General features: G+C 64.0%; 26 protein-coding genes. All 26 read left to right on the top strand.

What is annotated here, in order from left to right; all coding sequences use genetic code 11:
• Positions 1-15 precede the first annotated feature (15 nt).
• The 26 genes from AB0305_RS10110 to tatB all read left to right on the top strand — a co-directional run bounded on the left by AB0305_RS10110 (position 16) and on the right by tatB (position 23,878).
• A complete protein-coding gene (locus tag AB0305_RS10110) occupies positions 16-4,293 on the top strand; it encodes a glutamate synthase-related protein (RefSeq protein WP_366172792.1) in 4,278 nt (1,425 codons plus the stop codon).
• A gap of 142 nt (positions 4,294-4,435) precedes the next feature.
• Positions 4,436-5,899 carry a glutamate synthase subunit beta gene (locus AB0305_RS10105; RefSeq protein WP_366172790.1) on the top strand — a complete coding sequence of 488 codons (1,464 nt, stop codon included), beginning with the start codon at positions 4,436-4,438 and terminating at the stop codon, positions 5,897-5,899.
• A 155-nt stretch (positions 5,900-6,054) separates the two neighbouring features.
• The gene (locus AB0305_RS10100; protein WP_366172788.1) at positions 6,055-7,086 is read left to right on the top strand and encodes a tripartite tricarboxylate transporter substrate binding protein; all 1,032 of its coding nucleotides are present in this window, start codon (positions 6,055-6,057) and stop codon (positions 7,084-7,086) included.
• 232 nt (positions 7,087-7,318) lie between these two features.
• Positions 7,319-8,152, top strand: coding sequence for an ABC transporter ATP-binding protein (locus AB0305_RS10095; protein WP_366172786.1), 834 nt, complete (start codon positions 7,319-7,321; stop codon positions 8,150-8,152).
• Complete coding sequence (mlaE, locus tag AB0305_RS10090; RefSeq protein WP_366172784.1) at positions 8,149-8,916, top strand: lipid asymmetry maintenance ABC transporter permease subunit MlaE; 768 nt, start codon at positions 8,149-8,151, stop codon at positions 8,914-8,916. The genes AB0305_RS10095 and mlaE overlap by 4 nt, the downstream gene beginning before the upstream one ends.
• 38 nt (positions 8,917-8,954) lie before the next feature.
• Positions 8,955-9,479: an outer membrane lipid asymmetry maintenance protein MlaD gene (gene mlaD, locus AB0305_RS10085; RefSeq protein WP_366172782.1), complete on the top strand. Its 525-nt coding sequence runs from the start codon at positions 8,955-8,957 to the stop codon at positions 9,477-9,479.
• Between the two features lie 3 nt (positions 9,480-9,482).
• Positions 9,483-10,286, top strand: coding sequence for a VacJ family lipoprotein (locus AB0305_RS10080; protein ID WP_366172780.1), 804 nt, complete (start codon positions 9,483-9,485; stop codon positions 10,284-10,286).
• Between the two features lie 155 nt (positions 10,287-10,441).
• Positions 10,442-11,077, top strand: a complete 636-nt coding sequence (locus AB0305_RS10075) for a phospholipid-binding protein MlaC (protein ID WP_366172778.1) — start codon at positions 10,442-10,444, stop codon at positions 11,075-11,077.
• Between the two features lie 74 nt (positions 11,078-11,151).
• Positions 11,152-11,466, top strand: a complete 315-nt coding sequence (locus AB0305_RS10070) for an STAS domain-containing protein (protein ID WP_366172776.1) — start codon at positions 11,152-11,154, stop codon at positions 11,464-11,466.
• Positions 11,467-11,684: 218 nt separating this feature from the next.
• Complete coding sequence (locus tag AB0305_RS10065) at positions 11,685-12,641, top strand: ABC transporter ATP-binding protein (RefSeq protein WP_366172774.1); 957 nt, start codon at positions 11,685-11,687, stop codon at positions 12,639-12,641.
• Positions 12,638-13,426 carry an ABC transporter permease gene (locus AB0305_RS10060; RefSeq protein WP_039598747.1) on the top strand — a complete coding sequence of 263 codons (789 nt, stop codon included), beginning with the start codon at positions 12,638-12,640 and terminating at the stop codon, positions 13,424-13,426. The genes AB0305_RS10065 and AB0305_RS10060 overlap by 4 nt, the downstream gene beginning before the upstream one ends.
• Positions 13,427-13,484: 58 nt before the next feature.
• Positions 13,485-13,721 (top strand): BolA family protein, encoded by a 237-nt coding sequence (locus AB0305_RS10055; RefSeq protein WP_021197529.1) that lies wholly within the window; start codon positions 13,485-13,487, stop codon positions 13,719-13,721.
• A gap of 110 nt (positions 13,722-13,831) precedes the next feature.
• Complete coding sequence (murA, locus tag AB0305_RS10050) at positions 13,832-15,097, top strand: UDP-N-acetylglucosamine 1-carboxyvinyltransferase (RefSeq protein WP_366172796.1); 1,266 nt, start codon at positions 13,832-13,834, stop codon at positions 15,095-15,097.
• A gap of 14 nt (positions 15,098-15,111) precedes the next feature.
• On the top strand, positions 15,112-15,801 hold the full coding sequence (gene hisG / locus AB0305_RS10045) for an ATP phosphoribosyltransferase (protein WP_366172771.1): 690 nt from the start codon (positions 15,112-15,114) through the stop codon (positions 15,799-15,801).
• Entirely contained in the window at positions 15,798-17,123 is a 1,326-nt protein-coding gene (gene hisD, locus AB0305_RS10040; RefSeq protein ID WP_366172769.1) for a histidinol dehydrogenase, read from the top strand. The genes hisG and hisD overlap by 4 nt, the downstream gene beginning before the upstream one ends.
• A 16-nt stretch (positions 17,124-17,139) precedes the next feature.
• On the top strand, positions 17,140-18,264 hold the full coding sequence (gene hisC, locus AB0305_RS10035; RefSeq protein ID WP_366172767.1) for a histidinol-phosphate transaminase: 1,125 nt from the start codon (positions 17,140-17,142) through the stop codon (positions 18,262-18,264).
• Positions 18,261-18,863 (top strand): imidazoleglycerol-phosphate dehydratase HisB, encoded by a 603-nt coding sequence (gene hisB, locus AB0305_RS10030; protein WP_366172765.1) that lies wholly within the window; start codon positions 18,261-18,263, stop codon positions 18,861-18,863. The genes hisC and hisB overlap by 4 nt, the downstream gene beginning before the upstream one ends.
• A gap of 55 nt (positions 18,864-18,918) precedes the next feature.
• Positions 18,919-19,542 (top strand): MarC family protein, encoded by a 624-nt coding sequence (locus AB0305_RS10025; RefSeq protein ID WP_366172763.1) that lies wholly within the window; start codon positions 18,919-18,921, stop codon positions 19,540-19,542.
• Positions 19,543-19,553: 11 nt separating this feature from the next.
• Positions 19,554-20,207 (top strand): imidazole glycerol phosphate synthase subunit HisH, encoded by a 654-nt coding sequence (gene hisH, locus AB0305_RS10020; protein WP_366172761.1) that lies wholly within the window; start codon positions 19,554-19,556, stop codon positions 20,205-20,207.
• Positions 20,208-20,281: 74 nt separating this feature from the next.
• Entirely contained in the window at positions 20,282-21,025 is a 744-nt protein-coding gene (gene hisA / locus AB0305_RS10015; protein WP_004634607.1) for a 1-(5-phosphoribosyl)-5-[(5-phosphoribosylamino)methylideneamino]imidazole-4-carboxamide isomerase, read from the top strand.
• A 34-nt stretch (positions 21,026-21,059) separates the two neighbouring features.
• Complete coding sequence (hisF, locus tag AB0305_RS10010; RefSeq protein WP_366172794.1) at positions 21,060-21,833, top strand: imidazole glycerol phosphate synthase subunit HisF; 774 nt, start codon at positions 21,060-21,062, stop codon at positions 21,831-21,833.
• A 2-nt stretch (positions 21,834-21,835) separates the two neighbouring features.
• Positions 21,836-22,258 carry a phosphoribosyl-AMP cyclohydrolase gene (gene hisI / locus AB0305_RS10005; protein ID WP_366172758.1) on the top strand — a complete coding sequence of 141 codons (423 nt, stop codon included), beginning with the start codon at positions 21,836-21,838 and terminating at the stop codon, positions 22,256-22,258.
• The gene (locus tag AB0305_RS10000; RefSeq protein WP_169340178.1) at positions 22,251-22,625 is read left to right on the top strand and encodes a phosphoribosyl-ATP diphosphatase; all 375 of its coding nucleotides are present in this window, start codon (positions 22,251-22,253) and stop codon (positions 22,623-22,625) included. The genes hisI and AB0305_RS10000 overlap by 8 nt, the downstream gene beginning before the upstream one ends.
• A 30-nt stretch (positions 22,626-22,655) precedes the next feature.
• Positions 22,656-23,027, top strand: a complete 372-nt coding sequence (locus AB0305_RS09995) for a hypothetical protein (RefSeq protein ID WP_366172756.1) — start codon at positions 22,656-22,658, stop codon at positions 23,025-23,027.
• Between the two features lie 63 nt (positions 23,028-23,090).
• Positions 23,091-23,342 (top strand): Sec-independent protein translocase subunit TatA, encoded by a 252-nt coding sequence (gene tatA / locus AB0305_RS09990; protein WP_366172754.1) that lies wholly within the window; start codon positions 23,091-23,093, stop codon positions 23,340-23,342.
• Positions 23,343-23,362: 20 nt separating this feature from the next.
• Positions 23,363-23,878 carry a Sec-independent protein translocase protein TatB gene (gene tatB / locus AB0305_RS09985; RefSeq protein ID WP_366172752.1) on the top strand — a complete coding sequence of 172 codons (516 nt, stop codon included), beginning with the start codon at positions 23,363-23,365 and terminating at the stop codon, positions 23,876-23,878.
• Positions 23,879-23,882: the final 4 nt, after the last annotated feature.

Raw genomic sequence — 23,882 nt, 5'->3', positions numbered from 1 at the left:
CCGATGTCGCCCTCGGTGCAGAAGACCGAGCCGGTGATCCGCCAGATCTTCATCGGGCGTGGCCGCGACATCATGACTACCGATGCGCTGGAGCGGAAGCTGTACGTGATCCGCAAGACCGCCAGTCACGCCATCCAGGCGCTCAAGCTCAAGCACGGCAAGGAATACTTCGTGCCGTCGATGTCGGCGCGCACGATCGTCTACAAGGGCCTGCTGCTGTGCGAACAGGTTGGCCGCTACTACCAAGACCTGGCGGACCCGCGCACGGTGTCGGCGCTGGCGCTGGTGCACCAGCGTTTCTCGACCAACACGTTCCCCGCCTGGGAGCTGGCGCACCCGTACCGCATGGTCGCGCACAACGGCGAAATCAACACCGTCAAGGGCAACGTCAACTGGATCAACGCCCGCACGGGCGGCATCTCGTCGCCGGTGCTGGGCGATGACCTGCCCAAGCTCTGGCCGCTGATCTATCCGGGCCAATCGGATACGGCATCGTTCGACAACTGCCTCGAACTGCTGACGATGGCCGGCTATCCGCTGGCCCAGGCGATGATGATGATGATTCCGGAAGCGTGGGAACAGCACACGCTGATGGATGACAACCGTCGCGCCTTCTACGAATACCACGCCGCGATGATGGAGCCGTGGGACGGCCCCGCCGCCATCTGCTTTACCGATGGCCGCCAGATCGGCGCGACGCTCGACCGTAACGGCCTGCGCCCCGCGCGCTACTACGTGACCGACGACGACATGGTCGTGATGGCTTCGGAAGCCGGCGTGCTGCCGATCCCCGAGTCGCGCATCGTCAAGAAGTGGCGCCTGCAGCCGGGCAAGATGTTCCTGATCGACATGGAGCAGGGCCGCATCATCGACGACAAGGAGCTCAAGGACAACCTGGCCAACGCCAAGCCGTACAAGAGCTGGATCGACGCCGTGCGCATCAAGCTCGACGAGCTGGACGCCAAGCCCGAAGACGTGGCTGCCGAGACCAAGCCGGCCGCCAAGCTGCTGGATCGCCAGCAGTCGTTCGGCTACACCCAGGAAGACGTCAAGTTCCTGATGGCGCCGATGGCTGCCAACGGCGAAGAAGCCGCCGGCTCGATGGGCAACGACAGCCCGCTGGCCGTGCTGTCCTCCAAGAACAAGACGCTCTACAACTACTTCAAGCAGCTGTTCGCGCAGGTCACGAACCCGCCGATCGACCCGATCCGCGAAAACGTGGTGATGTCGCTCGTCTCGTTCATCGGGCCGAAGCCGAACCTGCTCGAGTTGAACAACATCAACCCGCCGATGCGCTTGGAAGTCAGCCAGCCCGTGCTGGACTTCAAGGACATGGCGAAGATCCGCAACATCGAGCACTACACCGGCGGCAAGTTCATGGCTTACGAGCTGAACATCTGCTACCCGGTGGCCTGGGGCAAGGAGGGCATCGAAGCGCGCCTGGCCTCGCTGTGCGCCGAGGCTGTGGATGCGGTCAAGTCGGGCTACAACATCCTGATCGTGTCGGACCGTGCGGTCGACGAGAAGCAGGCGGCCATTCCGGCACTGCTGGCCACGTCCGCCATCCACCATCACCTGGTGGAGAAGGGTCTGCGCACGAGCACCGGTCTGGTGGTCGAAACCGGTTCCGCACGTGAAGTGCACCACTTCGCGCTGCTGGCGGGCTACGGTGCCGAAGCCGTGCACCCCTACCTGGCGATGGAAACGCTGGCCGAGCTGGCCCCGGGCCTGGGCGTGACGCCTGAAAAGGCGGTCTACAACTTCACCAAGGCGATCGGCAAGGGCCTGCACAAGGTGATGTCCAAGATGGGCATCTCGACGTACATGTCGTACACCGGCGCGCAGATCTTCGAGGCGATCGGCCTGTCGCGCGAGCTGGTGGACAAGTACTTCCACGGCACCGCGTCGAACGTGGGCGGCATCGGCATCTTCGAAGTGGCCGAAGAAGCCCTGCGCCTGCACCGCGACGCCTTTGGCGATGCGCCGGTGCTGGCCAACATGCTGGACGCCGGCGGTGAATACGCCTACCGCGTCCGCGGCGAAGAGCACATGTGGACCCCGGATTCGATCGCCAAGCTGCAACATGCCACGCGCGCGAATTCGTACCAGACGTACAAGGAATACGCCAACCTGATCAACGACCAGAGCCGCCGCCACATGACGCTGCGCGGCCTGTTCGAGTTCAAGGTGGACCCGGCACGCGCCATTCCGCTGGAAGAAGTGGAATCGGCCAAGGAGATCGTCAAGCGTTTCGCTACCGGCGCAATGTCGCTGGGCTCGATTTCGACCGAAGCCCACACCACGCTGGCTGTGGCGATGAACCGCATCGGCGGCAAGTCGAACACGGGTGAGGGCGGTGAAGACGAGCGCCGTTATCGCAACGAACTGCGCGGCATTCCTATCAAGCAGGGCACCAAGCTGTCGGACGTGATCGGCCGCGAAGTGGTTGAGCGTGACTTGGAGCTGCAAGAGGGCGATTCGCTGCGCTCGAAGATCAAGCAGGTGGCGTCGGGCCGCTTTGGCGTGACGGCCGAGTACCTGGCGTCTGCGGATCAAATTCAGATCAAGATGGCGCAGGGCGCCAAGCCTGGCGAAGGTGGTCAGCTGCCTGGTCACAAGGTCACGGACTACATCGGCAAGCTGCGTTACGCCGTGCCGGGCGTGGGCCTGATTTCGCCGCCGCCGCACCACGACATCTACTCGATTGAAGATCTGGCGCAGCTCATCCACGACCTGAAGAACGTGAACCCGCGTTCGGACGTGTCGGTCAAGCTGGTGTCGGAAGTGGGCGTGGGCACGGTGGCCGCGGGTGTCGCCAAGGCCAAGGCCGATCACGTGGTGATCGCCGGCCATGACGGTGGCACGGGCGCTTCGCCGTGGTCGTCGATCAAGCACGCAGGCACGCCGTGGGAACTGGGCCTGGCCGAGACGCAGCAGACGCTGATGCTCAACGGCTTGCGCAACCGCATCCGCGTTCAGGCCGATGGCCAGATGAAGACCGGCCGCGACGTCGTGATCGGCGCGCTGTTGGGCGCGGACGAATTCGGCTTCGCCACGGCACCGCTGGTGGTCGAGGGCTGCATCATGATGCGCAAGTGCCACCTGAACACCTGCCCGGTGGGCGTGGCGACGCAGGATCCGGTGCTGCGCAAGAAGTTCTCGGGCAAGCCCGAGCACGTGGTGAACTACTTCTTCTTCGTGGCCGAAGAAGTGCGCGAGATCATGGCGCAACTGGGTATCCGCTCGTTCAACGAGCTGATCGGCCGCGCTGATCTGCTCGACACCAAGGCCGGTATCGAACACTGGAAGGCTCGCGGTCTGGACTTCGCGCGCATCTTCTATCAGCCGGCCAAGAAGGAAGGCGAGCCGTGCTACCAGGTCGACGTGCAAGACCACGGCCTGGACCGCGCGCTGGATCACCAACTCATCGAGAAGGCCAAGGCTGCGATCGAGAAGGGCGAGCGCGTCTCGTTCATCCAGCCGGTGCGCAACGTCAACCGTACCGTGGGCGCGATGCTCTCCGGTGAAGTGGCGAAGCGCTATGGCCATGAAGGTCTGCCCGATGACTCGATCCATGTGCAGATGCAGGGCACGGCAGGTCAGTCGTTCGCGGCGTTCCTGGCGCACGGCGTGACGCTGGATCTGGTGGGCGATGGCAACGACTACGTGGGCAAGGGCCTGTCGGGCGGCCGCGTGATTGTGCGCCCGCCGCACGAGTTCCGCGGCGAGCCGACCAGCAACATCATCGTCGGCAACACCGTGCTGTACGGCGCGCTGGCCGGTGAAGCGTTCTTCAACGGCGTGGCCGGCGAGCGCTTTGCGGTGCGTAACTCTGGCGCCACCACGGTGGTGGAAGGCACCGGCGACCACGGTTGCGAGTACATGACCGGCGGCACCGTCGTCGTGCTGGGCGCGACTGGCCGCAACTTCGCGGCGGGCATGTCGGGCGGCGTGGCCTACGTCTATGACGAAGACGGCCTGTTCGACAAGCGCTGCAACACGGCGCAGGTCGCGCTGGAATCCGTGCTGTCGGCGGCAGACCAAGAGAAGGCGCACACGCAGGCGACATGGCACAAGGTCGATGGCGAGCGCGTGCTCGACGAGCAACTGCTCAAGGCGCTGGTGGAAAAGCACTTCCGCTACACCGGCTCCGAGCGTGCCAAGGAACTGCTGGCCGACTGGAGCAACGCGCGCCGCCGTTTCGTCAAGGTCTTCCCGACCGAGTACAAGCGCGCGCTGACCGAGATGTACGAGCGCGAACAGGAAGCCGCCCGCGAACAGATCGCGGCCTGAGCCAACTCCAAGCGACTAGGCGGGTGGTTGATCCCACAAGATCCATCACCCGCCGCCACTGAATAAACGCAACCTCACAAGACAGGCCCGAGCGCCCGGCAAGCGATGCTGTGCCGGAAGGAATCGGGTCAGGAAGGACATCATGGGCAAGGCGACCGGTTTTCTCGAATTTCCCCGCCAGAACGAGGCATACGAAGCGCCCGAAGCGCGCGTGAAGCATTACAAGGAGTTCGTGTTCGCGCTGGCGGACAACGAAGCCAAGATCCAGGGCGCACGCTGCATGGACTGCGGCATTCCGTTCTGCAATAACGGCTGCCCGGTCAACAACATCATCCCGGACTTCAACGACTTGGTGTATCGCCAGGATTGGAAGACCGCGATCGAAGTGCTGCACTCCACCAACAACTTCCCCGAGTTCACGGGCCGCATCTGCCCGGCACCGTGCGAAGCGGCGTGCACGTTGGGCATCAATGAACTGCCGGTCGGTATCAAGTCGATCGAGCACGCCATCATCGACAAGGCCTGGGAAGAGGGTTGGGTCGCACCGCAAGTGCCGAAGCACAAGACCGGCAAGACCGTGGCCGTGGTCGGCTCGGGCCCCGCTGGCATGGCCGCTGCGCAGCAACTGGCACGCGCCGGCCACGACGTGACGCTGTTCGAAAAGAACGACCGCATTGGCGGCCTGCTGCGCTACGGCATCCCCGACTTCAAGCTGGAAAAGGCCCAGATCGACCGCCGCATGCAGCAGATGGAAGCCGAAGGCGTGACGTTCCGCACCGGCGTGATGGTGGGCAACGCAACGATGCCCGCCGGCATCGTCAACGACGCACGCGAAACCATCGCTGCCGACGACATCCTCAAGCAGTTCGACGCTGTCGTGCTGACGGGCGGTTCGGAAGTGCCGCGCGATTTGCCAGTGCCGGGCCGTGATCTGGACGGCGTGCACTACGCGCTCGAATTCCTGATCCCGCAGAACAAGGAAGTGGCCGGCGACGCACCCAACCCGATCCGCGCGGATGGCAAGCACGTCATCGTGATCGGCGGCGGCGATACCGGTTCGGACTGCGTTGGCACGTCCAACCGCCATGGCGCTGCATCGGTCACGCAGTTCGAACTGCTGCCGCGCCCGCCCGAAGAAGAGAACAAGCCGCTGGTGTGGCCGTACTGGCCAATCAAGCTGCGCACGTCGTCGTCGCATGACGAAGGCTGCGAGCGCGACTGGTCGGTGGCCACCAAGGAACTCATCGGCGAGAACGGCCGTGTGACCGGTCTCAAGGCCGTGCGCCTGGAGTGGAAGGACGGCAAGATGAGCGAGGTCGAAGGTAGCGAATTCACGCTCAAGGCCGACCTCGTGCTGCTGGCGATGGGCTTTACCAACCCGGTCGGCGGCGTGCTGGATGCCTTCGGCGTGACCAAGGATGCACGCAACAACGCCCGTGCCGCCACCGAAGGCGACAACGCCTACGCCACCAACGTGCCGAAGGTGTTCGCCGCCGGCGACGTGCGCCGTGGCCAGTCGCTGGTCGTGTGGGCCATCCGCGAAGGCCGTCAGGCTGCGCGCTCGGTGGACGCGTTTCTCATGGGCCATACGGAACTGCCGCGCTGACCACGCGGTTGACTGTCTGACCCAGGGCTCGCTTCGGCGAGCCTTTTTCTTTGGGGCCGGTCGTCGCTTCATGGTTTACATCGACATGGTTTACATGGGTGCAGGGCGGATGGGCAGATTTCTAGAATGAGATTTCCCCGAGACCCCCCACCCCCATGCAAGCCTGCGCCAGCAATGTGCCCGCAGATGTTCCCGGCGCGCCGGACGTGCGCCGACGCCGCACCATGGTGTGGCTCGCAGCATTGCCGGTCGTGTTGGGGCTGCCAGCCCGCGCGGAGCTGCTGGGCTATTCGTCGCAGCCGCTGCGCCTCGTTGTGCCGGCAGCGGAGGGCAGCGTATTTGATGCCCTGGCTCGGGCGCTGGCCGTGCAGCTGCAGCAGCAACTCGGCCGCCCGGCCAATGTCGAGGATCGCCCTGCCGCCAATGGCATGGCGGCCGGCGAATCGGTTGCGCGCGCTCCGTCCGATGGTCACACTTGGTTGCTGCACCAAACCACTTTCGTCACACAGCCCGCGCTGGAGCCCGCGCCCTACGACCCGTTGCGCGACTTCTTGCCCGTCGCCATGGTGGCGACGCTGCCGCTTTTTCTGGCAGTCGACGCCCGCCTGCCGATTGGCTCCGTGGCCGATCTGGTTGCCCTGGCGCGCGCGGAATCGGTCAGCGTCAATTGCGGTTCGGAGGCGCTTGGCACGTGGTCGCACCTCGTAGCCGAGCAGTTCGTCCGCGATTACGCGATCCACGCGCCGCATGTCTCGCTCAAGGGCGAAGCCGCGGTCGTGCAACAGGTGTTGGCCGGACGCATGACGGCGTGCTTTGCGAGCTTTCCGAGCTTGGCGATGGGCATGGCGAGCGGGCAGTTGCGCTTGCTGGGGGTGACTGGCGCCGCGCGTTCTCCCTTCGCGCCGGATGTCCCGACCTTGCGCGAAGCCGGGCTGGTGGGGTTCGACCGCAGTGCCTGGGTGGGTGTGTTCATGCCGGCGCGCACGCCCAAGGTCCTATCGATCCGCGCGGCCGTCGAGCTCCGGCGCGCACTTACCGCAAGCGATGTTCGCGCCACTTTGCGCGCCGGTGGCTTCGAGCCAGAATGGGACGCCCCTGAGACCTTCGCCCAAGCCATCCGTCGAGATGCCAACCATTGGCAGACGCTGGTCCACCAAGCCGATCTGCGCCTGAGCCGCGGCGAATAGGTCGCCACGGAGTGCGCGCGTGCAGGCTTTTCAGCAGTTCGCAAGGCATGGCTCCAGCGGCGCAGCGCTTCAGCCACACAAACTGTAGGTAAGCATGGCGTGACTGACGGGCTACGCGGGTTTCCACCTATAATGGCGGCCCGTACCGAACCGGTACGGCTAGCGAACACAATAAGACGCGGCACGCATCCCCGCCGCGAGATAACCGAGCCTCCCGTACCCAAACGCCACCGTGTCCACCCAGCCTTCCACTGCCGTTGTCGAGCTCGACCAGGTCGATTTCGCCTACCAGCCGGGCGAACGGCGGATTCTGTCCGGCCTGTGCATGCGCGTGCCCAAGGGCAGCGTGGTGGCGGTCATGGGCGGTTCAGGCTGCGGCAAGACGACGATCCTGCGCTTGATCGGCGGGCAGGTCGGGGCTGCGGCAGGTACGGTCCGCGTACTGGGCCAGGATATTGGCGCCATGGACAAGCCCGCGCTGTATGCAGCGCGGCGCCAGATGGGCATGCTCTTCCAGTTCGGCGCGCTGTTTACCGACATGTCCGTGTTCGACAATGTCGCATTTCCGCTGCGCGAACATACCGAGCTGCCCGAGCCGCTGATCCGCGACCTCGTGCTGATGAAGCTCAACGCTGTTGGCCTGCGCGGCGCACGCGATCTCATGCCTTCGCAGATTTCCGGTGGCATGGCCCGACGCGTGGCACTGGCGCGTGCGATTGCGCTGGACCCCTCGCTCATCCTCTACGACGAGCCGTTTGCGGGGCTGGACCCGATTTCGCTGGGCCTCACCGCCTCACTCATCCGCAAGCTGAACGACGCGCTGGGCGCGACCAGCATCATCGTCTCGCACGATGTGCAGGAAACGTTCCACATTGCGGACTACGTCTACTTCATCGCCAACGGTGGTATCGCCGCCGAGGGCGCACCGGCAGATCTCATGGCCTCCACCGACCCGTTCGTGCGCCAGTTCGTGCACGGCGAGGCGGATGGCCCCGTGCCCTTCCACTACCCGGGCGCGTCCCTGGTCGATGATTTCGGTTTGGGCAAGAACGGGGGCGCGCAATGATCTCGACGATCGGCTCCCTGGTGCGCTCGCTCATCGGCCGCCTTGGCTATGGTGCGCGCATGCTGGCCACGCTGTTTGCGGCCTCGGGCGATGTGCTGCGCCGTCCGCGCCTGGTGATCGAGCAACTGCGTTTCATCGGCAACGATTCGTTCATCATCATCGCGGTGTCGGGCCTGTTCGTCGGCTTCGTGCTGGGCCTGCAGGGCTACTACACGCTCAATCGCTATGGTTCCGAGCAGGCGCTGGGCCTGCTGGTGGCGCTGTCGCTGGTGCGTGAACTGGGGCCGGTGGTGACTGCACTGCTCTTTGCTGGCCGCGCCGGCACGTCGCTCACCGCCGAGATTGGCCTGATGAAGGCTGGCGAACAATTGATCGCCATGGAAATGATGGCGGTCGACCCGCTGGCCCGCGTGTTGGCGCCGCGTTTCTGGGCGGGTTTGATCGCCATGCCGTTGCTGGCCGCCATCTTCAGCGCCGTCGGCATTCTGGGCGGATACTTCGTCGGTGTTGGCCTGATCGGGGTGGACCCCGGCGCGTTCTGGTCGCAGATGCAGGCAGGCGTGGACGTGATGGACGACGTCGTCAACGGCGTCATCAAGAGTGTGGTGTTTGGCGTGGCCGTGACCTTCATCGCGCTGTTTCAAGGCTATGAGGCCAAGGCGACGCCCGAGGGCGTGTCGCGCGCCACCACGCGCACGGTGGTGATTGCGTCGCTGGCCGTGCTGGCGCTGGATTTTGTGCTGACGGCGTTGATGTTCAGCTAAACATCATCCCTCTGGCTGTCGTTCAAAGAGAAAAGATCATGCGTAAGAGCCTCCTCGATTTCTGGGTCGGACTGTTCGTGCTGGTGGGCATCGTGGCGCTGCTGTTTCTGGCGCTCAAGGCCGGCAACATGAGCGCGTTCTCGTTTGCCAAGACCTATCAGGTGAAGGCCGCCTTCGACAACATCGGCGGCCTGAAGGTGCGTGCGCCGGTCAAGAGCGCCGGCGTGGTGGTCGGGCGCGTGTCGCAGATTCTGTTTGACGACAAGACCTACCAGGCGACCGTCGTGCTCGACATGGATCAGCGCTACCAGTTTCCGAAAGACAGCTCGGCCAAGATCCTGACGTCGGGTCTGTTGGGCGAGCAGTACGTTGGCCTGGAGCCGGGTGGCGATTCGGCCATGCTGGCCGGCGGCAGCAAGATCACCATGACGCAGTCGGCGGTGGTGCTGGAGAACTTGATCAGTCAGTTCCTCTACAGCAAGGCGGCCGATGCCGGCGCCGGCAGCAGCAATGGCGGCAGTGCCGGCGGCGCCAAGCCCGCTGGGGGCAGTGGGAGTCAATAAACCATGAAAACAACAACATCCATCCGAATGCTGCGCGGCATTGCGCTAGCAGTGGCCGCGGGCGCCTCGCTACTGGCAGGTTGCGCCACGGGGCCGAATGCCAATCCGGCCGACCCGATCGAACCATTCAACCGCGAAGTTTTCCGCATCAATGAAGACCTCGACAAGGGCGTGCTGAAGCCGGTTGCGCAAACCTATGTTGATGTCGTGCCGTCGCCGGCGCGCACGGCCGTGTCGAACTTCTTCTCCAACGCGGGCGATGTCTATTCGGCCGTCAACAACCTGCTGCAGCTGAAGGGCACCGCCGCGCTGGAAGACACCATGCGCGTGGCGATCAATACCGTGCTGGGCCTGGGTGGCCTGATCGACATCGCCTCGGACGCCGGTCTACCCAAGCACAAGGAAGATTTCGGCCAGACGCTGGGCGTGTGGGGTGTGCCGGCCGGTCCGTATGTTGTGTGGCCGCTGCTGGGCCCGAGCACCGTGCGTGATACCGCCGGCTTCCTGGTCGACTGGCAGATGGATCCGCTCACGTATTTCAACGACAGCGCGATCACGTATTCGCTGGCTGCCTTGCGGGTGGTGGACGTGCGTGCGAACCTGCTCGGCGCCAGCAATGTATTCGAGCAGGCTGCCGTCGATAAGTACACCTTCATGCGCGATGCGTATCTCCAGCGCCGCCGCTATCTGATCTATGACGGCAATCTGCCGGAAGACCAGGATGGTAAGTCCTCCCCGGACACGGGTGACGCGACGGTCTCGCCGTACCACCGCTTTACGCCCAACTGGCCGGTGTTCCGCCGCTGAGGGGGCGTTCGTAACAACGTTGCCTCAACGGTGACAAGGCGTAAAACGGGGCATGATTCGCGAACTTGAGCGCGGATGCCCCGTTCTAACAGCTACCCAATCATCGCAGCGGCTCAGCCGTATGCGAACCAAGAACCACATAAGAAGGACGCGATATGTTGAAGAGTTTTCTCCGTTCCGTGTTTGCTGGCCTAGCGCTGACGGCCGCAGTGTCTGCTGCTCCGGTCCATGCCCAGGAGGCTGATGCGCAATCGACCGTCAAGGCCGCGGTGGACGATGTGCTGTCCACCATCAAGGGTGACCCCGAGCTGCGCGGTGGCAACATGTCGAAGGTTTATCAACTGGTCGACCAGAAGATCGTGCCGCGTGCCGATTTCAAGCGCACCACGCAGATCGCCATGGGTCGCTTCTGGAGCCAGGCGACGCCCGAGCAGCAACAGCAGATTCAAGACGGTTTCAAGACGCTGTTGGTCCGCACCTACGCCGGCGCGCTGTCGAATGTGAAGAACCAGACTGTGTCGTACAAGCCGTTCCGTGCCGCAGCCGACGACACCGACGTGGTGGTCCGCTCGACCGTGAACAACAACGGTGAGCCGGTGGCGCTGGACTACCGCATGGAAAAGACGGGCAATGGCTGGAAGGTGTACGACATCAACATCAGCGGCCTGTGGCTGTCGGAGACGTACAAGAACCAGTTTGCCGACGTCATCAGCAAGCGCGGCGGTGTGGCCGGCTTGGTCAGCTTCCTGAACGAGCGCAACGCGCAGCTTGAGAAGGGCCCGGCAAAGTAAGCGGCCTTCCGGTAGAATCGAAACAGCGGTCGTCTCTGGCCGCTGTTTCTTTTTCTGATGCATCCACCTTCGCTATGTTGACCCTGTCCGGCCCGCTGACTCAGCTTGAAGCGCCGCGCGTGCTGCGCGAGGGCGAGGCGCAGCTTAGCCAAGCGCGTGGGGCGGGCGTTGCCACACTGCGCGTTGATTGCGCGGGCTTGTCGCGGGTCGATTCCTCGGCGCTGGCGGTGCTGCTGTCCTGGCAGCGCACGGCGCAGACGGTCGGTATTGCGCTTGATATTGCAGGCGCCCCGCAGGCGCTGTCCAATCTTGCCACGCTGTATGGCGTGGAATCCCTGCTGGCGATTGCGCCGGCGTCTTCCGCAGCTCTCCATCACGCACGACATTGAGGCGGCGTCCGGTGCAGGGCGGTTTGCCCCATATCGCCGCGATGCCGCGCTCACAGTGACATTGGCACGGCGCCACCAGCCGGGCCGACGTCGGTTGGTGCAGTTCCCCTATAATTCTGGGTTTGTCGCTCTGCCGTCGCCACGTGCGACGTCTGCGTCCGCGAGGATCATGTCGGTCTACAACCGCGAGATGCGCAGGGTAGTTCACTTTGTCGGCCATGAAAGCCATCGAAATCGCTGACGTCCGCAAGCGCTACAAGTCGTTGCAAGCGCTCAAGGGCGTGAGCCTGTCTGTCGAGCAGGGCGAGTTTTTTGGCCTGCTGGGCCCCAACGGCGCGGGCAAGACCACGCTGATCTCCATTCTCGCGGGCCTGAATCGTGCCGATTCCGGCAGCGTGCGCGTGCTCGGGCACGACGTCGTTTCCGATTACCGCACGGCGCGACGCAAGCTCGGCGTGGTGCCGCAGGAACTGGTGTTCGATCCGTTCTTTACGGTGCGCGAGACGCTGCGCCTGCAGTCGGGCTATTTCGGCCTGACCAACAATGACGACTGGATCGACGAAGTCATGGCCAATCTGGATCTCACCAGCAAGGCCGACGCCAACATGCGTGCGCTCTCCGGTGGCATGAAGCGCCGCGTGCTGGTGGCGCAGGCGCTGGTACACCGCCCGCCCGTGATCGTGCTGGACGAGCCGACCGCCGGTGTGGACGTCGAACTGCGCCAGACGCTGTGGAAGTTCATCTCGCGCCTGAACCGCGAAGGCCACACCGTCGTGCTGACCACGCACTATCTGGAAGAAGCCGAATCGCTGTGCGATCGCATCGCCATGCTGAAGTTTGGCGAGGTGGTGGCGCTCGATCGCACAGCCAATCTGCTGTCGCAATTTGCGGGGCTGCAGCTGGTGCTGAGCTTTGCGAATGGCGCGCTGCCGGCGTCGCTCGAAGGGTTGCGCCAGCCGGGCAACCACGGTGAGCGCAGCGTGCGCCTGCGTCTGTCGGGCTACGGCGAGGTCGAGCAGATTCTCTCCACCTGCCGCCAGGCCGGCTGCGAGATCGACGACATGGAAATCGCCAAGGCTGACCTAGAAGACGTGTTCGTGCAGATCATGCGCCGCGAAGGTGGCATTCCCGCCGTACCGCAAATACCCGAGACCGCACTGGAGCCTGCAGCATGAGCGCCATTCCCGAGAGCCTGCCGGGCCGCTGGGTCGGTTTCCGCACGCTGCTGTACAAGGAAGTACTGCGCTTCTGGAAGGTGAGCTTCCAGACCGTGGCTGCGCCGGTACTGACCGCGCTGCTGTACCTGCTGATCTTCGGCCACGTGCTGGAAGACCGCGTGAAGGTGTTCGATCAGCTGAGCTACACCGCCTTTCTGGTGCCTGGCCTGGTGATGATGAGCGTGCTGCAGAACGCGTTTGCCAACAGCTCGTCGTCGCTCATCCAGTCGAAGATCACCGGCAATCTGGTGTTCATCATGCTGCCGCCGTTGTCACACTGGGAGATGTTTGGCGCCTACGTGTGTGCCTCTGTCATCCGCGGCCTGGCCGTGGGAACGGGCGTGCTGGTGGTGACGACCCTGTTCGCGCATCTGCACTTCGCGCAGCCGCTGTGGATCATCGTGTTTGCTGTGCTGGGCGCCGCCGTGCTCGGCACGCTGGGGTTGATCGCCGGTATCTGGGCCGAGAAGTTCGACCAGCTCGCGGCGTTCCAGAATTTCTTGATCGTGCCGGCCACCTTCCTGGCGGGCGTGTTCTATTCGATCCATTCACTGCCGCCGTTTTGGCAGGCGGTGTCCCACGCCAACCCGTTCTTCTACATGATCGACGGCTTCCGCTATGGCTTCTTCGGCGTGTCCGATGTGCCGGTGGCGACGAGCCTCGGTGTGATGCTGATCGCGCTGGTCGTGGTGGGGGGGATTGCCCTGCAGATGCTGCGCACGGGCTACAAGCTGCGCCATTGATGCGTCCATAAAACCAACACGACGCACCACCCTAACGTTTTGCAGGAGAGGGAAGGCCATGTTGCCCACACCCGAACAAGTCAAGCAGTACATCGAAACCGGCCTGCCGTGCCAGCACCTCGAAGTCGAGGGCGACGGCCAGCACTTTTTTGCCACCATCGTCAGCGCGCAGTTTGAAGGCAAGCGGCTGATCCAGCGCCACCAGCTCGTCTATGCCGCATTGGGTGATCGCATGCGCGCGGAAATCCACGCGCTGTCCATGAAGACGCTCACCCCGGCGGAGTGGCAGTCCTGATGGCCGAGCTTGATCCCACTGTTGTTACCGCTGATACCGATTCCGCTGCTGTTTCCGATTCCGCGCTCGTTGAGTGCCCCTCCCAAAGTGATCGACGAGACGTCTCGCTCATGGACAAACTGCTGATCGAAGGCAATGGCCCGCTGTCGGGCGAAATCCGCGTGTCTGGCGCCAAGAATGCTGCACTGCCCATCCTGTGCGCCGCGCTGCTGACACCCGAGCCGCTGGTGCTGCACAACGTGCCCAACCTGCAGGACGTGCGCACGATGCTCAAGCTGCTGCGCCAGATGGGCGTGGAGGGCACGCTGAAGGGCCACGAAGTCACGCTCAACGCTGCCGTCATCCACTCGCCGGAAGCGTCGTACGACCTGGTGAAGACCATGCGCGCGTCGATCCTGGTGCTGGGGCCGTTGCTGGCGCGCTTTGGTCATGCACGTGTGTCGCTGCCGGGCGGTTGCGGCATCGGTGCGCGTCCGGTCGATCAGCACATCAAGGGCCTGCAGCTGATGGGCGCCGAGATCGTCATCGAGCACGGCTACATCGAAGCGAAGCTCGCCGATGGCGCCAAGCGCCTGCGCGGCGCGCGCATCGTCACCGACATGGTGACCGTCACGGGCACTGAAAACCTGCTGATGGCTGCTGCGCTGGCCGACGGCGAAACCGTGTTGGAAAACGCCGCACGCGAACCGGAGGTGACCGACCTCGCGAACCTGCTCGTGAAGATGGGCGCGCGCATCGAAGGCATCGGCACCGACCGCCTAGTGATCCAGGGTGTAGAAGCGCTGCACGGCGCCGAACACACCGTGATCGCCGATCGCATCGAAGCCGGCACCTTCCTGTGCGCGGTGGCTGCGGCCGGTGGCGACGTGACGCTGCGCGATGTGCCGCCGGGCATTCTCGACGCGGTGCTCGACAAGCTGCGCGAGGCCGGCGTCACGCTCACCACGGGCGACGACTGGATCCGCGTGCAGATGACGGGTCGCCCGAAGGCCGTCAGCTTCCGCACGTCGGAATACCCGGCCTTTCCGACCGACATGCAGGCGCAGTTCATGATGCTCAACGCCATTGCCGAGGGTTCTGCCACGGTGACGGAAACGATCTTCGAAAACCGCTTCATGCACGTGCAAGAACTCAACCGCCTGGGTGCCAACATCGTCATCGACGGCAAGACGGCGATGGTGACGGGCGTCGAGCAGCTCTCGGGTGCGACTGTCATGGCGACCGACCTGCGCGCTTCGGCCAGCCTGGTGATCGCCGGCCTGATTGCGCAGGGCGAAACGCTGGTCGATCGCATCTATCACCTCGACCGCGGCTATGACCGCATCGAAGACAAGCTCTCCGCCGTGGGCGCAAAAATCCGCCGCATCTCGGCATAAGGCAAAGGTCCGCCATGAACGCATTCCAGTCCGCCTCCAACCAGCTCACGCTGGCGCTCTCCAAGGGCCGCATCTTTGAAGAGACGCTGCCGCTCTTGAAGGCCGCCGGCATCGAGGTGACCGAAGACCCGGAAACCTCGCGCAAGCTGATTCTGCCGACGTCGGACCCGGCGCTGCGCGTGATCATCGTGCGTGCATCCGATGTGCCGACCTACGTGCAGTACGGCGCGGCGGACTTTGGCGTGGCCGGCCGCGACGTGCTGATGGAGCACGGCATGGCGGGCCTGTATGCGCCCATCGACTTGAACATCGCCCGCTGCCGCATGTCGGTGGCGGTGCCCAAGGGCTTCGACTACGCCAACGCGGTGCGCCAGGGTGCGCGCCTGTCGGTGGCGACGAAGTATCTGAATACCGCGCGCGAACACTTCGCCAAGAAGGGCGTGCACGTCGATCTGATCAAGCTGTACGGCTCGATGGAGCTGGGCCCGCTGGTGGGCCTGGCTGACGCCATCGTCGACCTTGTCAGCACCGGCGGCACACTGCGCGCGAACAACCTCGTCGAGGTGGAGGAGATCGTGCAGATCTCGTCCCGACTGGTCGTCAACCAGGCTGCGCTGAAGCTCAAGCGCGAGCGGCTGGCGCCGATCCTCGACGCTTTCGAGCGTGCCTCCGCCAAGGACGCGCTTGTTGGGGAACCCGCATGAGCTTGAGTATCCGTAAGCTGGATTCGGCCGAAGCCGGATTTGCGGCGCAACTGCGCCAGGTGCTCGCTTTCGAGGCGAGCGAAGACGAAGCCATCGATCGTGCCGCCGCGCAGATCCTGGCCGACGTGAAAGCGCGCGGTGACGCTGCCGTGCTGGAAGCCACGCAGCGCTTCGACCGCATCGAAGCTGACAGCGTGGCAGCCCTTGAGCTGTCGCCGACCGTGCTGCAAGCGGCACTGGACGGCCTGGAGCCCAAGCGCCGCGCGGCGCTGGAAGCCGCTGCCGCCCGTGTGCGTGCGTACCACGAGAAGCAGAAGATTGAGTGCGGCACACACAGCTGGGAATACGCGGAAGCCGATGGCACGGTGCTGGGCCAGAAGGTCACGCCGCTCGATCGCGTTGGCATCTATGTGCCGGGCGGCAAGGCGGCGTATCCGTCGTCGGTGCTGATGAATGCGATTCCGGCACGCGTGGCTGGCGTCAAGGAAATCATCATGGTGGTGCCCACGCCGGGTGGCGTGCGCAATGAGCTGGTGCTGGCCGCAGCATGCATCGCCGGGGTGGACCGCGTGTTCACCATTGGCGGCGCGCAGGCTGTGGGTGCGCTGGCTTATGGCACCCACACCGTCCCCCCCGTCGACAAGATCGTCGGCCCGGGCAACGCCTATGTGGCTGCCGCCAAGCGCCGCGTGTTCGGCACGGTGGGCATCGACATGATTGCAGGCCCGTCGGAAATCCTCGTCATTTGCGATGGCACCACCGACCCGGACTGGGTGGCGATGGACCTGTTCTCGCAAGCCGAGCACGACGAACTGGCCCAGTCGATTCTGCTGTGCCCGAACGCCGAGTTCATCGCGCAGGTGGAAGCCAGCATCAACCGCCAGCTTGAAGACATGCCGCGCCGGAACGTGATTGCCGAATCGCTGTCGGGCCGTGGCGCACTGGTCAAGGTGCGCGACATGGAAGAGGCGTGCGAGATCGCCAACGACATCGCCCCCGAGCACCTGGAGATTTCCGCAGAGAACCCGCGTCAGTGGGCCGAGCGCATCCGCCACGCGGGCGCGATCTTCCTTGGCAAGTACACCAGCGAATCGCTGGGCGACTACTGCGCGGGTCCGAACCACGTGCTGCCGACCTCGCGCACGGCGCGCTTCTCGTCGCCGCTGGGCGTGTACGACTTCATCAAGCGTTCGAGCCTGATCGAAGTGAGCGAAGCTGGCGCGCAGATGCTGGGCGAAATTGCGGCTGAACTGGCTTACGGCGAAGGCCTGCAAGCCCACGCCCGCAGCGCCGAGTACCGTCTGACCCCCAAATCCGAATAACGCCTGCCGCACCGTAATGACCGCCGCCGCTCCAGCCCAACCTTCGCTTGATGACCTGCTCGCCCGCATCGTGCGCGACGACGTGCGTGCCATGGGCGCGTACCACGTGCCCGACGCCACCGGCATGGTCAAGCTGGATGCGATGGAGAACCCGTACCCGCTGCCGGCGATGCTGCGCGACGCCTTGGGCAAGCGCCTGGCCGATGTCGCGCTCAACCGCTACCCGGTGCCGACCGCCGACGCGCTCAAGGCGCAGCTCAAACGCGTGATGCACGTGCCGGCCGGCGCCGAAGTGCTGCTCGGCAATGGCTCGGACGAGATCATCAGCCTGATCGCCATTGCCGCGGCCAAGCCGGGGGCGACCGTGCTGGCGCCGGTGCCGGGCTTTGTGATGTACGCGATGTCGGCGCAATTGCTGGGGCTGAAGTTCGTCGGCGTGCCGCTCAAGGCCGACCTGACGCTCGACCGCGAAGCGATGCTGGCCGCCATGGCTGAGCACCAACCCGCCGTCATCTACCTGGCGTATCCGAACAACCCGACCGGCAACCTGTTCGATGCCGCTGACATGGACGCGATCATCCGCGCCGCACGCGGCCCGGTGTGCCAGAGCTTGGTGGTGATCGACGAGGCCTACCAGCCGTTCGCGCAGCACAGTTGGATGCCACGCCTGCGCGACTTCGATCACCTGCTGGTGATGCGCACCGTCTCCAAGCTGGGCCTAGCCGGTATCCGTCTGGGCTACGTGGCCGGCCACCCCAAGTGGATCGCCGAGCTGGACAAGGTGCGCCCGCCGTACAACATCAATGTGCTGACCGAGGCCACCGCCCAGTTTGTGCTCGATCACGTCGATGTATTCGATGCCCAGGCAGCGACGCTACGCGCCGAGCGGACCAAGCTGATCGACGCGCTGGCTGCGCTGCGGGGTGTTGAAGTCTTCCCGAGCGCCGCCAACTTCATCCTATTGCGCGTACCCGATGCAGCGGCGCTGTTCGTTCGTCTGCTCAATCGGCGGGTTCTCATCAAAAACGTCAGTAAAATGCACCCATTGCTGGCCAACTGTCTGCGCGTGACGGTCAGCAATCCCGAAGAAAACGCGCAATTTCTCGATGCCTTTGCCGCATCGCTGCAGGAAGCCCCATGAGCCGCCCCACCAGTCGTCGCGTTGAGGTCACTCGCAACACCTCTGAAACGCAGATCCGCGTCGCCCTTGATTTGGACGGCACGGGCAAGCAGACGCTGAACACCGGCGTTCCGTTCCTTGACCACATGCTCGACCAGATTGCCCGCCACGGCCTGATCGATCTGGACGTCTCGGCCACCGGCGACACCCATATCGACGATCACCACACCGTGGAAGACGTCGGCATCACGCTCGGCCAAGCCGTTGCCAAGGCTGTCGGCGACAAGAAGGGCATCGTGCGCTACGGCCACAGTTATGTGCCGCTGGACGAAGCCCTGTCGCGCGTGGTGATCGACTTCTCCGGCCGTCCGGGCCTGGAGTTCCACGTGCCGTTCACGCGTGCGCGCGTGGGCAACTTTGACGTGGACCTGTCCATCGAATTCTTTCGCGGGTTCGTCAACCATGCGGGCGTGACGCTGCATATCGACAACCTGCGCGGCGTCAACGCGCATCACCAGATCGAAACCGTGTTCAAGGCCTTTGGCCGCGCACTGCGCATGGCGGTTGAGCTGGATCCGCGTGCCGCCGGCACGATTCCGTCGACCAAGGGCGCACTCTGATCCACCGCGTCGGCCTGGCCGCGCCTACCCGACTCCAAAAACGGCCACCGATCCGATGGATCTGACCAAGAGCTTTTTCTCGCTGCTCGCGCTGATCAACCCGATTGGTGCGATCCCGTTCTTCATCAGCCTGACCGAGAGCCAGACGGATGAGGAGAAGCGCCACACCATCCAGGTCGCGTCGATTTCGGTGGCGATCGTGATTGGCCTGTCCGCGTTGCTGGGCGAGCAGATCATCGGCTTTTTCGGATTCTCGGTCGGCTCGCTGCAGGTGGGCGGCGGGATCATCATGATCATGATCGCGCTGAACATGCTGAACGCGCAGACCAGCCGCACCAAGGCCACGCCCGAAGAAGAGGACGAGGCCGGCGCCAAGGCCAGCATTGCCGTTGTGCCGCTGGCGATCCCGCTGCTCACGGGCCCCGGCTCGATCAGCACGGTGATCGTCTATGCGGGCAAGACCAAGCACTGGTGGGAGCTGTTGCTCCTGGCAGGCGTGGGTGTGGCGATTGCCGCCGTAGTATGGATCGTGCTCCGCGCCGCCGAGCCGATCGCCCGGGTCATCGGTCGCACCGGGATCAACGTCGGCACGCGGTTGATGGGTTTGATCCTGGCGGCACTGGCCGTGGAATTCATTGTTGACGGGCTGAAAACCCTGTTGCCCGTCCTTCGGGCTTAATAAGTGAAGTCATGACTAAGATTGCAATCGTCGATTACGGCATGGGCAATCTGCGCTCGGTGGCGCAGGCCCTGATGGCCGTCGCTCCGCAGGCCGATGTGCGCATCAGTGCGCAAGCTGACGAGATCCGTGCGGCAGACCGCGTGGTGCTGCCGGGGCAGGGCGCCATGCCCGACTGCATGGCCGCCTTCGACCAATCCGGCCTGCGCGAAGCCGTGCTGGAGGCCTCCCGTACCAAGCCGATGCTGGGTGTTTGCGTGGGCGAGCAGATGCTGCTGGAGCGCAGCACCGAGGCGCGTGTTGGTCAGCAATACACCCCCGGCCTCGGCCTGATCAAGGGCGAGGTCATCCGTTTTGACCTCGACGGCCAGTTGCAACCGGACGGTTCCCGGTACAAAGTGCCTCAGATGGGCTGGAACCGCGTGCACCAGAGCCGGGCTCACGCCCTCTGGGAAGGCGTGCCCGATCAGAGCTACTTCTATTTCGTGCACAGTTACTACGCGCGGCCCGCCAATCCCGAAGAATCGGTTGGAGAGACCGAATACGGCGTGCGGTTTACCTGCGCCATCGCCCGGGATAATATTTTTGCCACACAGTTTCACCCGGAAAAAAGTGCGCAGGCCGGCCTGCAGATCTACCGGAATTTCGTGCACTGGAACCCGTGAACTCGGCCTCACAGTCGCAACAGAATTCTTTTTTGCCCGTTTAAACCCACCCCCTCAACTTTGTCGTTACGACTATGCTGCTCATCCCGGCCATCGACCTGAAGGACGGTCAGTGTGTGCGCCTCAAGCAAGGCGATATGGATCAAGCCACCGTGTTCTCGGAAGACCCCGCTGCCATGGCGCGGCATTGGGTCGAGCAGGGCGCGCGCCGCTTGCACCTCGTCGACCTGAATGGCGCTTTCGCGGGCAAGCCGCGTAACGAGGCGGCCGTCAAGGCCATCCTCGCTGAGGTGGGCGACGAGATTCCCGTGCAACTCGGCGGCGGCATCCGCGATCTGGGCACCATCGAGCGTTGGCTCGACGACGGCTTGTCGTACGTGATCATCGGCACGGCGGCGGTCAAGGACCCGGGCTTTCTGCGGGACGCATGCACGGCATTCGGCGGCCACATCATCGTCGGGCTTGATGCCAAGGATGGCAAGGTGGCGACCGACGGCTGGAGCAAGCTCTCCGGCCACGAAGTCGTGGACCTCGCTAAGAAGTACGAAGACTACGGCGTCGAAGGCATCATCTACACCGACATCGGCCGCGACGGCATGCTGCAGGGCATCAACATCGATGCCACCGTCAAGTTGGCACAGTCGGTGAAGATTCCGGTCATCGCCAGCGGCGGCTTGTCGAACCTGAAGGACATCGACCACCTGTGCGCGGTCGAAGAGCATGGCGTGGAAGGCGTGATCTGCGGCCGCGCCATCTATTCGGGCGACCTGAACTTCAAGGAAGCGCAAGCCCTCGCGGACAAACTCGGCGCGGCTTAACGCGGCGCTCAACGGGTGCTGCGGCACCCGACTCATCATGCTAGCCAAACGAATCATCCCCTGCCTGGACGTGACCAACGGCCGGGTGGTCAAGGGCGTCAACTTTGTCGAGTTGCGCGACGCGGGCGACCCTGTTGAAATCGCGCGCCGTTACGACGAGCAGGGCGCCGACGAAATCACTTTCCTCGATATCACCGCCACATCGGATGGCCGCGACCTGATGCTCGGCATCATTGAAGCGGTGGCGTCGCAGGTGTTCATTCCGCTGACGGTGGGTGGTGGCGTGCGTGCGCTGGAAGATGTGCGACGGCTGCTCAATGCGGGTGCGGACAAGATCAGCATGAACTCGTCGGCCGTGTCGAACCCTCAGCTTGTGTCGGACGCCAGCGCTCGCCACGGTGCGCAGTGCATCGTCGTCGCGATTGACGCCAAGAAGGTGTCGGCCGAAGGCGAAGCGCCGCGCTGGGAAGTCTTCACGCATGGCGGTCGCAAGGGCACGGGCCTGGACGCTGTGGCCTGGGCGCGCGAAATGGCGCAGCGCGGCGCCGGCGAAATCCTGCTCACCAGCATGGACCGCGACGGCACGAAAGCCGGCTTCGACCTCGAACTCACGCGTGCCGTGTCGGATGCCGTACCGGTGCCGGTGATCGCCTCCGGCGGCGTCGGCAACCTGCAGCACCTGGCGGACGGTATCAAGCTCGGCCACGCCGATGCGGTACTGGCTGCGAGCATCTTCCACTATGGCGAATACACCGTCGGCCAAGCCAAGCAGTTCATGGCCGAGCACGGTATTCCGGTACGGATCTGATCATGAGCAAGAAGTGGCTGAACAAGGTCCACTGGGACGACAACGGTCTCGTGCCGGTTATTGTGCAGGAGCAGGGCAGCAACGATGTGCTGATGTTCGCCTTCATGAACCGCGAGGCGCTGCAGAAGACCGTGGAAACCGGCGAGGCCGTCTTCTGGTCGCGCTCGCGCAAGCGTCTGTGGCACAAGGGTGAAGAATCCGGGCACATCCAGAAGGTGCACGAAATCCGCTTGGACTGCGACGAAGACGTGGTCTTGCTCCGTGTCACACAGATTGGCGGTATCGCCTGCCATACTGGGCGCCACGCATGTTTCTTCCAGAAATTTGAAGGCAACGTGGAAGACGGCAATTGGCACACCGTCGAGCCCGTGCTCAAGAACCCCGACGACATCTACGCTGGCAAGCCCGGCCACAACCATGAGTGACACCCTGCGCCGTCTGGGCGAGGTGCTCGAATCCCGCAAGCTCGCCAATGGCGGTGACCCGGACAAGAGCTACATCGCGCGTCTGTTCAACAAAGGCGACGACGCCATCCTCAAGAAAATCGGAGAAGAGGCCACCGAGACGGTCATGGCCGCCAAGGACGCCCGTGCCGCTGGCATGACGGATGAGGCGCGCAGTAAGGTTGTCTACGAAGTGGCCGACCTGTGGTTCCACACCATGGTGCTGCTGTCGCACTTCGACCTGACACCGGATGACGTCGTTAACGAACTGGCGCGCCGCGAAGGGCTCTCAGGATTGGAAGAAAAGGCGTTGCGTAAGTCGCAGGCACGCGACGCTGCGGGTGACTGATCGGCAACGCATCGTCGCAGGGAGGCCAGCGTGGACAAATACGGAGCGGCAATGGTGTTGACGGATGACGCGGAGCGCTTGGCCGGGCTGCGGCGCCTGACGCATATTTTGTATGCGCTGTACGCCATTTACTGGCTGACATTCGGCTGCACCGCCCTGGTGGCAATCATCATCAACTACGTGAAGCTCGATGATGTGCGTGGCACGCTGTATGAGTCGCACTTCCGCTGGCAGATCCGATCGTTCTGGTGGTCCGTATTATGGGGAGCTATCGGTCTTCTGCTGGCATTCTTCCTGATCGGCTTTGCCATCCTGTGGGTTCTGGGCATTTGGATGCTGTATCGTATTGTGAAAGGCTGGCTGTATTTGAACGACGGCAAGCCGATGTACGCCACCCAGTAACATCAACCAATGGTGCTGCCACCGCTGCGGCGCCGCTTGCTGTATTTCACGTGGGAGTAGGACATGGGTTCCTTTAGCATTTGGCACTGGCTGATCGTGCTGGTGATCGTCATGATGGTGTTCGGCACGAAGAAGCTGCGTAACATCGGTTCGGACCTCGGTGGTGCCGTGAAGGGCTTCAAGGACGGCATGAAGGAAGGCGCCGCGGACGACAAGCCGGCCGCCCCGCAACAGACCGCCGGCCAGCCGCCGCGCGAACTGCACGACTCGACGACGATCGACGTCGAGGCGCGCGACAAGTCCAAGCAAGGCTGAGCACCGCTGCACGCTGACCGATGATCGATCTCGGCATTTCCAAGCTGGCGTTGATTGGCATGGTGGCGCTCGTCGTCATCGGGCCGGAGCGCCTGCCCAAGGTGGCGCGCACGGCTGGCGCCTTGCTCGGCCGTGCGCAGCGCTACATCGCGGATGTGAAGGCCGAGGTGAGCCGCGAGATTGAACTCGAAGAGCTGCGCAAGATGCGCACCGACTTCGAGCAGGCCGCGCGCAATGTCGAGCAGACCATCCACCAAGAGGTCAGCAAGCACACGTCGGAAATCAACGAACGCCTGAACGAGGCACTCGGCGATCCGTCGCAGCAGACGACCACCTCCGCGCCCGACTGGCGCCCGGCACCGGGCAAGTCGCGCAACGGCCGCAACAGCTGGCGCAACAAGCAGCTCTCGATGCCCAAGTGGTACCGCCAAAAGCAGGGCGTGCGCATGTGGGCGCAATCGGGGGCGGCACGCGTCAAGCGCCATCGTCCGCCCATCGTTGCTGCGCAGTCGCGTGGGCGTTCCTTCTTCGAATGATTCT

The sequence above is a fragment of the Arthrobacter sp. NPDC080086 genome, assembly GCF_040702285.1.
This window is presented reverse-complemented; position numbering and strand designations above follow the sequence as displayed.

Bases quoted from the DNA above. Each gene is read 5' to 3' on its own strand.
- AB0305_RS10105 (WP_366172790.1), top strand. From the start codon at position 4,436: ATGGGCAAGGCGACCGGTTTTCTCGAATTTCCCCGCCAGAACGAGGCA.
- AB0305_RS10100 (WP_366172788.1), top strand. From the start codon at position 6,055: ATGCAAGCCTGCGCCAGCAATGTGCCCGCAGATGTTCCCGGCGCGCCG.
- mlaE (WP_366172784.1), top strand. From the start codon at position 8,149: ATGATCTCGACGATCGGCTCCCTGGTGCGCTCGCTCATCGGCCGCCTT.
- mlaD (WP_366172782.1), top strand. From the start codon at position 8,955: ATGCGTAAGAGCCTCCTCGATTTCTGGGTCGGACTGTTCGTGCTGGTG.
- AB0305_RS10080 (WP_366172780.1), top strand. From the start codon at position 9,483: ATGAAAACAACAACATCCATCCGAATGCTGCGCGGCATTGCGCTAGCA.
- AB0305_RS10075 (WP_366172778.1), top strand. From the start codon at position 10,442: ATGTTGAAGAGTTTTCTCCGTTCCGTGTTTGCTGGCCTAGCGCTGACG.
- AB0305_RS10070 (WP_366172776.1), top strand. From the start codon at position 11,152: ATGTTGACCCTGTCCGGCCCGCTGACTCAGCTTGAAGCGCCGCGCGTG.
- AB0305_RS10065 (WP_366172774.1), top strand. From the start codon at position 11,685: ATGAAAGCCATCGAAATCGCTGACGTCCGCAAGCGCTACAAGTCGTTG.
- AB0305_RS10060 (WP_039598747.1), top strand. From the start codon at position 12,638: ATGAGCGCCATTCCCGAGAGCCTGCCGGGCCGCTGGGTCGGTTTCCGC.
- AB0305_RS10055 (WP_021197529.1), top strand. From the start codon at position 13,485: ATGTTGCCCACACCCGAACAAGTCAAGCAGTACATCGAAACCGGCCTG.
- murA (WP_366172796.1), top strand. From the start codon at position 13,832: ATGGACAAACTGCTGATCGAAGGCAATGGCCCGCTGTCGGGCGAAATC.
- hisG (WP_366172771.1), top strand. From the start codon at position 15,112: ATGAACGCATTCCAGTCCGCCTCCAACCAGCTCACGCTGGCGCTCTCC.
- hisD (WP_366172769.1), top strand. From the start codon at position 15,798: ATGAGCTTGAGTATCCGTAAGCTGGATTCGGCCGAAGCCGGATTTGCG.
- hisC (WP_366172767.1), top strand. From the start codon at position 17,140: ATGACCGCCGCCGCTCCAGCCCAACCTTCGCTTGATGACCTGCTCGCC.
- hisB (WP_366172765.1), top strand. From the start codon at position 18,261: ATGAGCCGCCCCACCAGTCGTCGCGTTGAGGTCACTCGCAACACCTCT.
- AB0305_RS10025 (WP_366172763.1), top strand. From the start codon at position 18,919: ATGGATCTGACCAAGAGCTTTTTCTCGCTGCTCGCGCTGATCAACCCG.
- hisH (WP_366172761.1), top strand. From the start codon at position 19,554: ATGACTAAGATTGCAATCGTCGATTACGGCATGGGCAATCTGCGCTCG.
- hisA (WP_004634607.1), top strand. From the start codon at position 20,282: ATGCTGCTCATCCCGGCCATCGACCTGAAGGACGGTCAGTGTGTGCGC.
- hisI (WP_366172758.1), top strand. From the start codon at position 21,836: ATGAGCAAGAAGTGGCTGAACAAGGTCCACTGGGACGACAACGGTCTC.
- AB0305_RS10000 (WP_169340178.1), top strand. From the start codon at position 22,251: ATGAGTGACACCCTGCGCCGTCTGGGCGAGGTGCTCGAATCCCGCAAG.
- tatA (WP_366172754.1), top strand. From the start codon at position 23,091: ATGGGTTCCTTTAGCATTTGGCACTGGCTGATCGTGCTGGTGATCGTC.
- tatB (WP_366172752.1), top strand. From the start codon at position 23,363: ATGATCGATCTCGGCATTTCCAAGCTGGCGTTGATTGGCATGGTGGCG.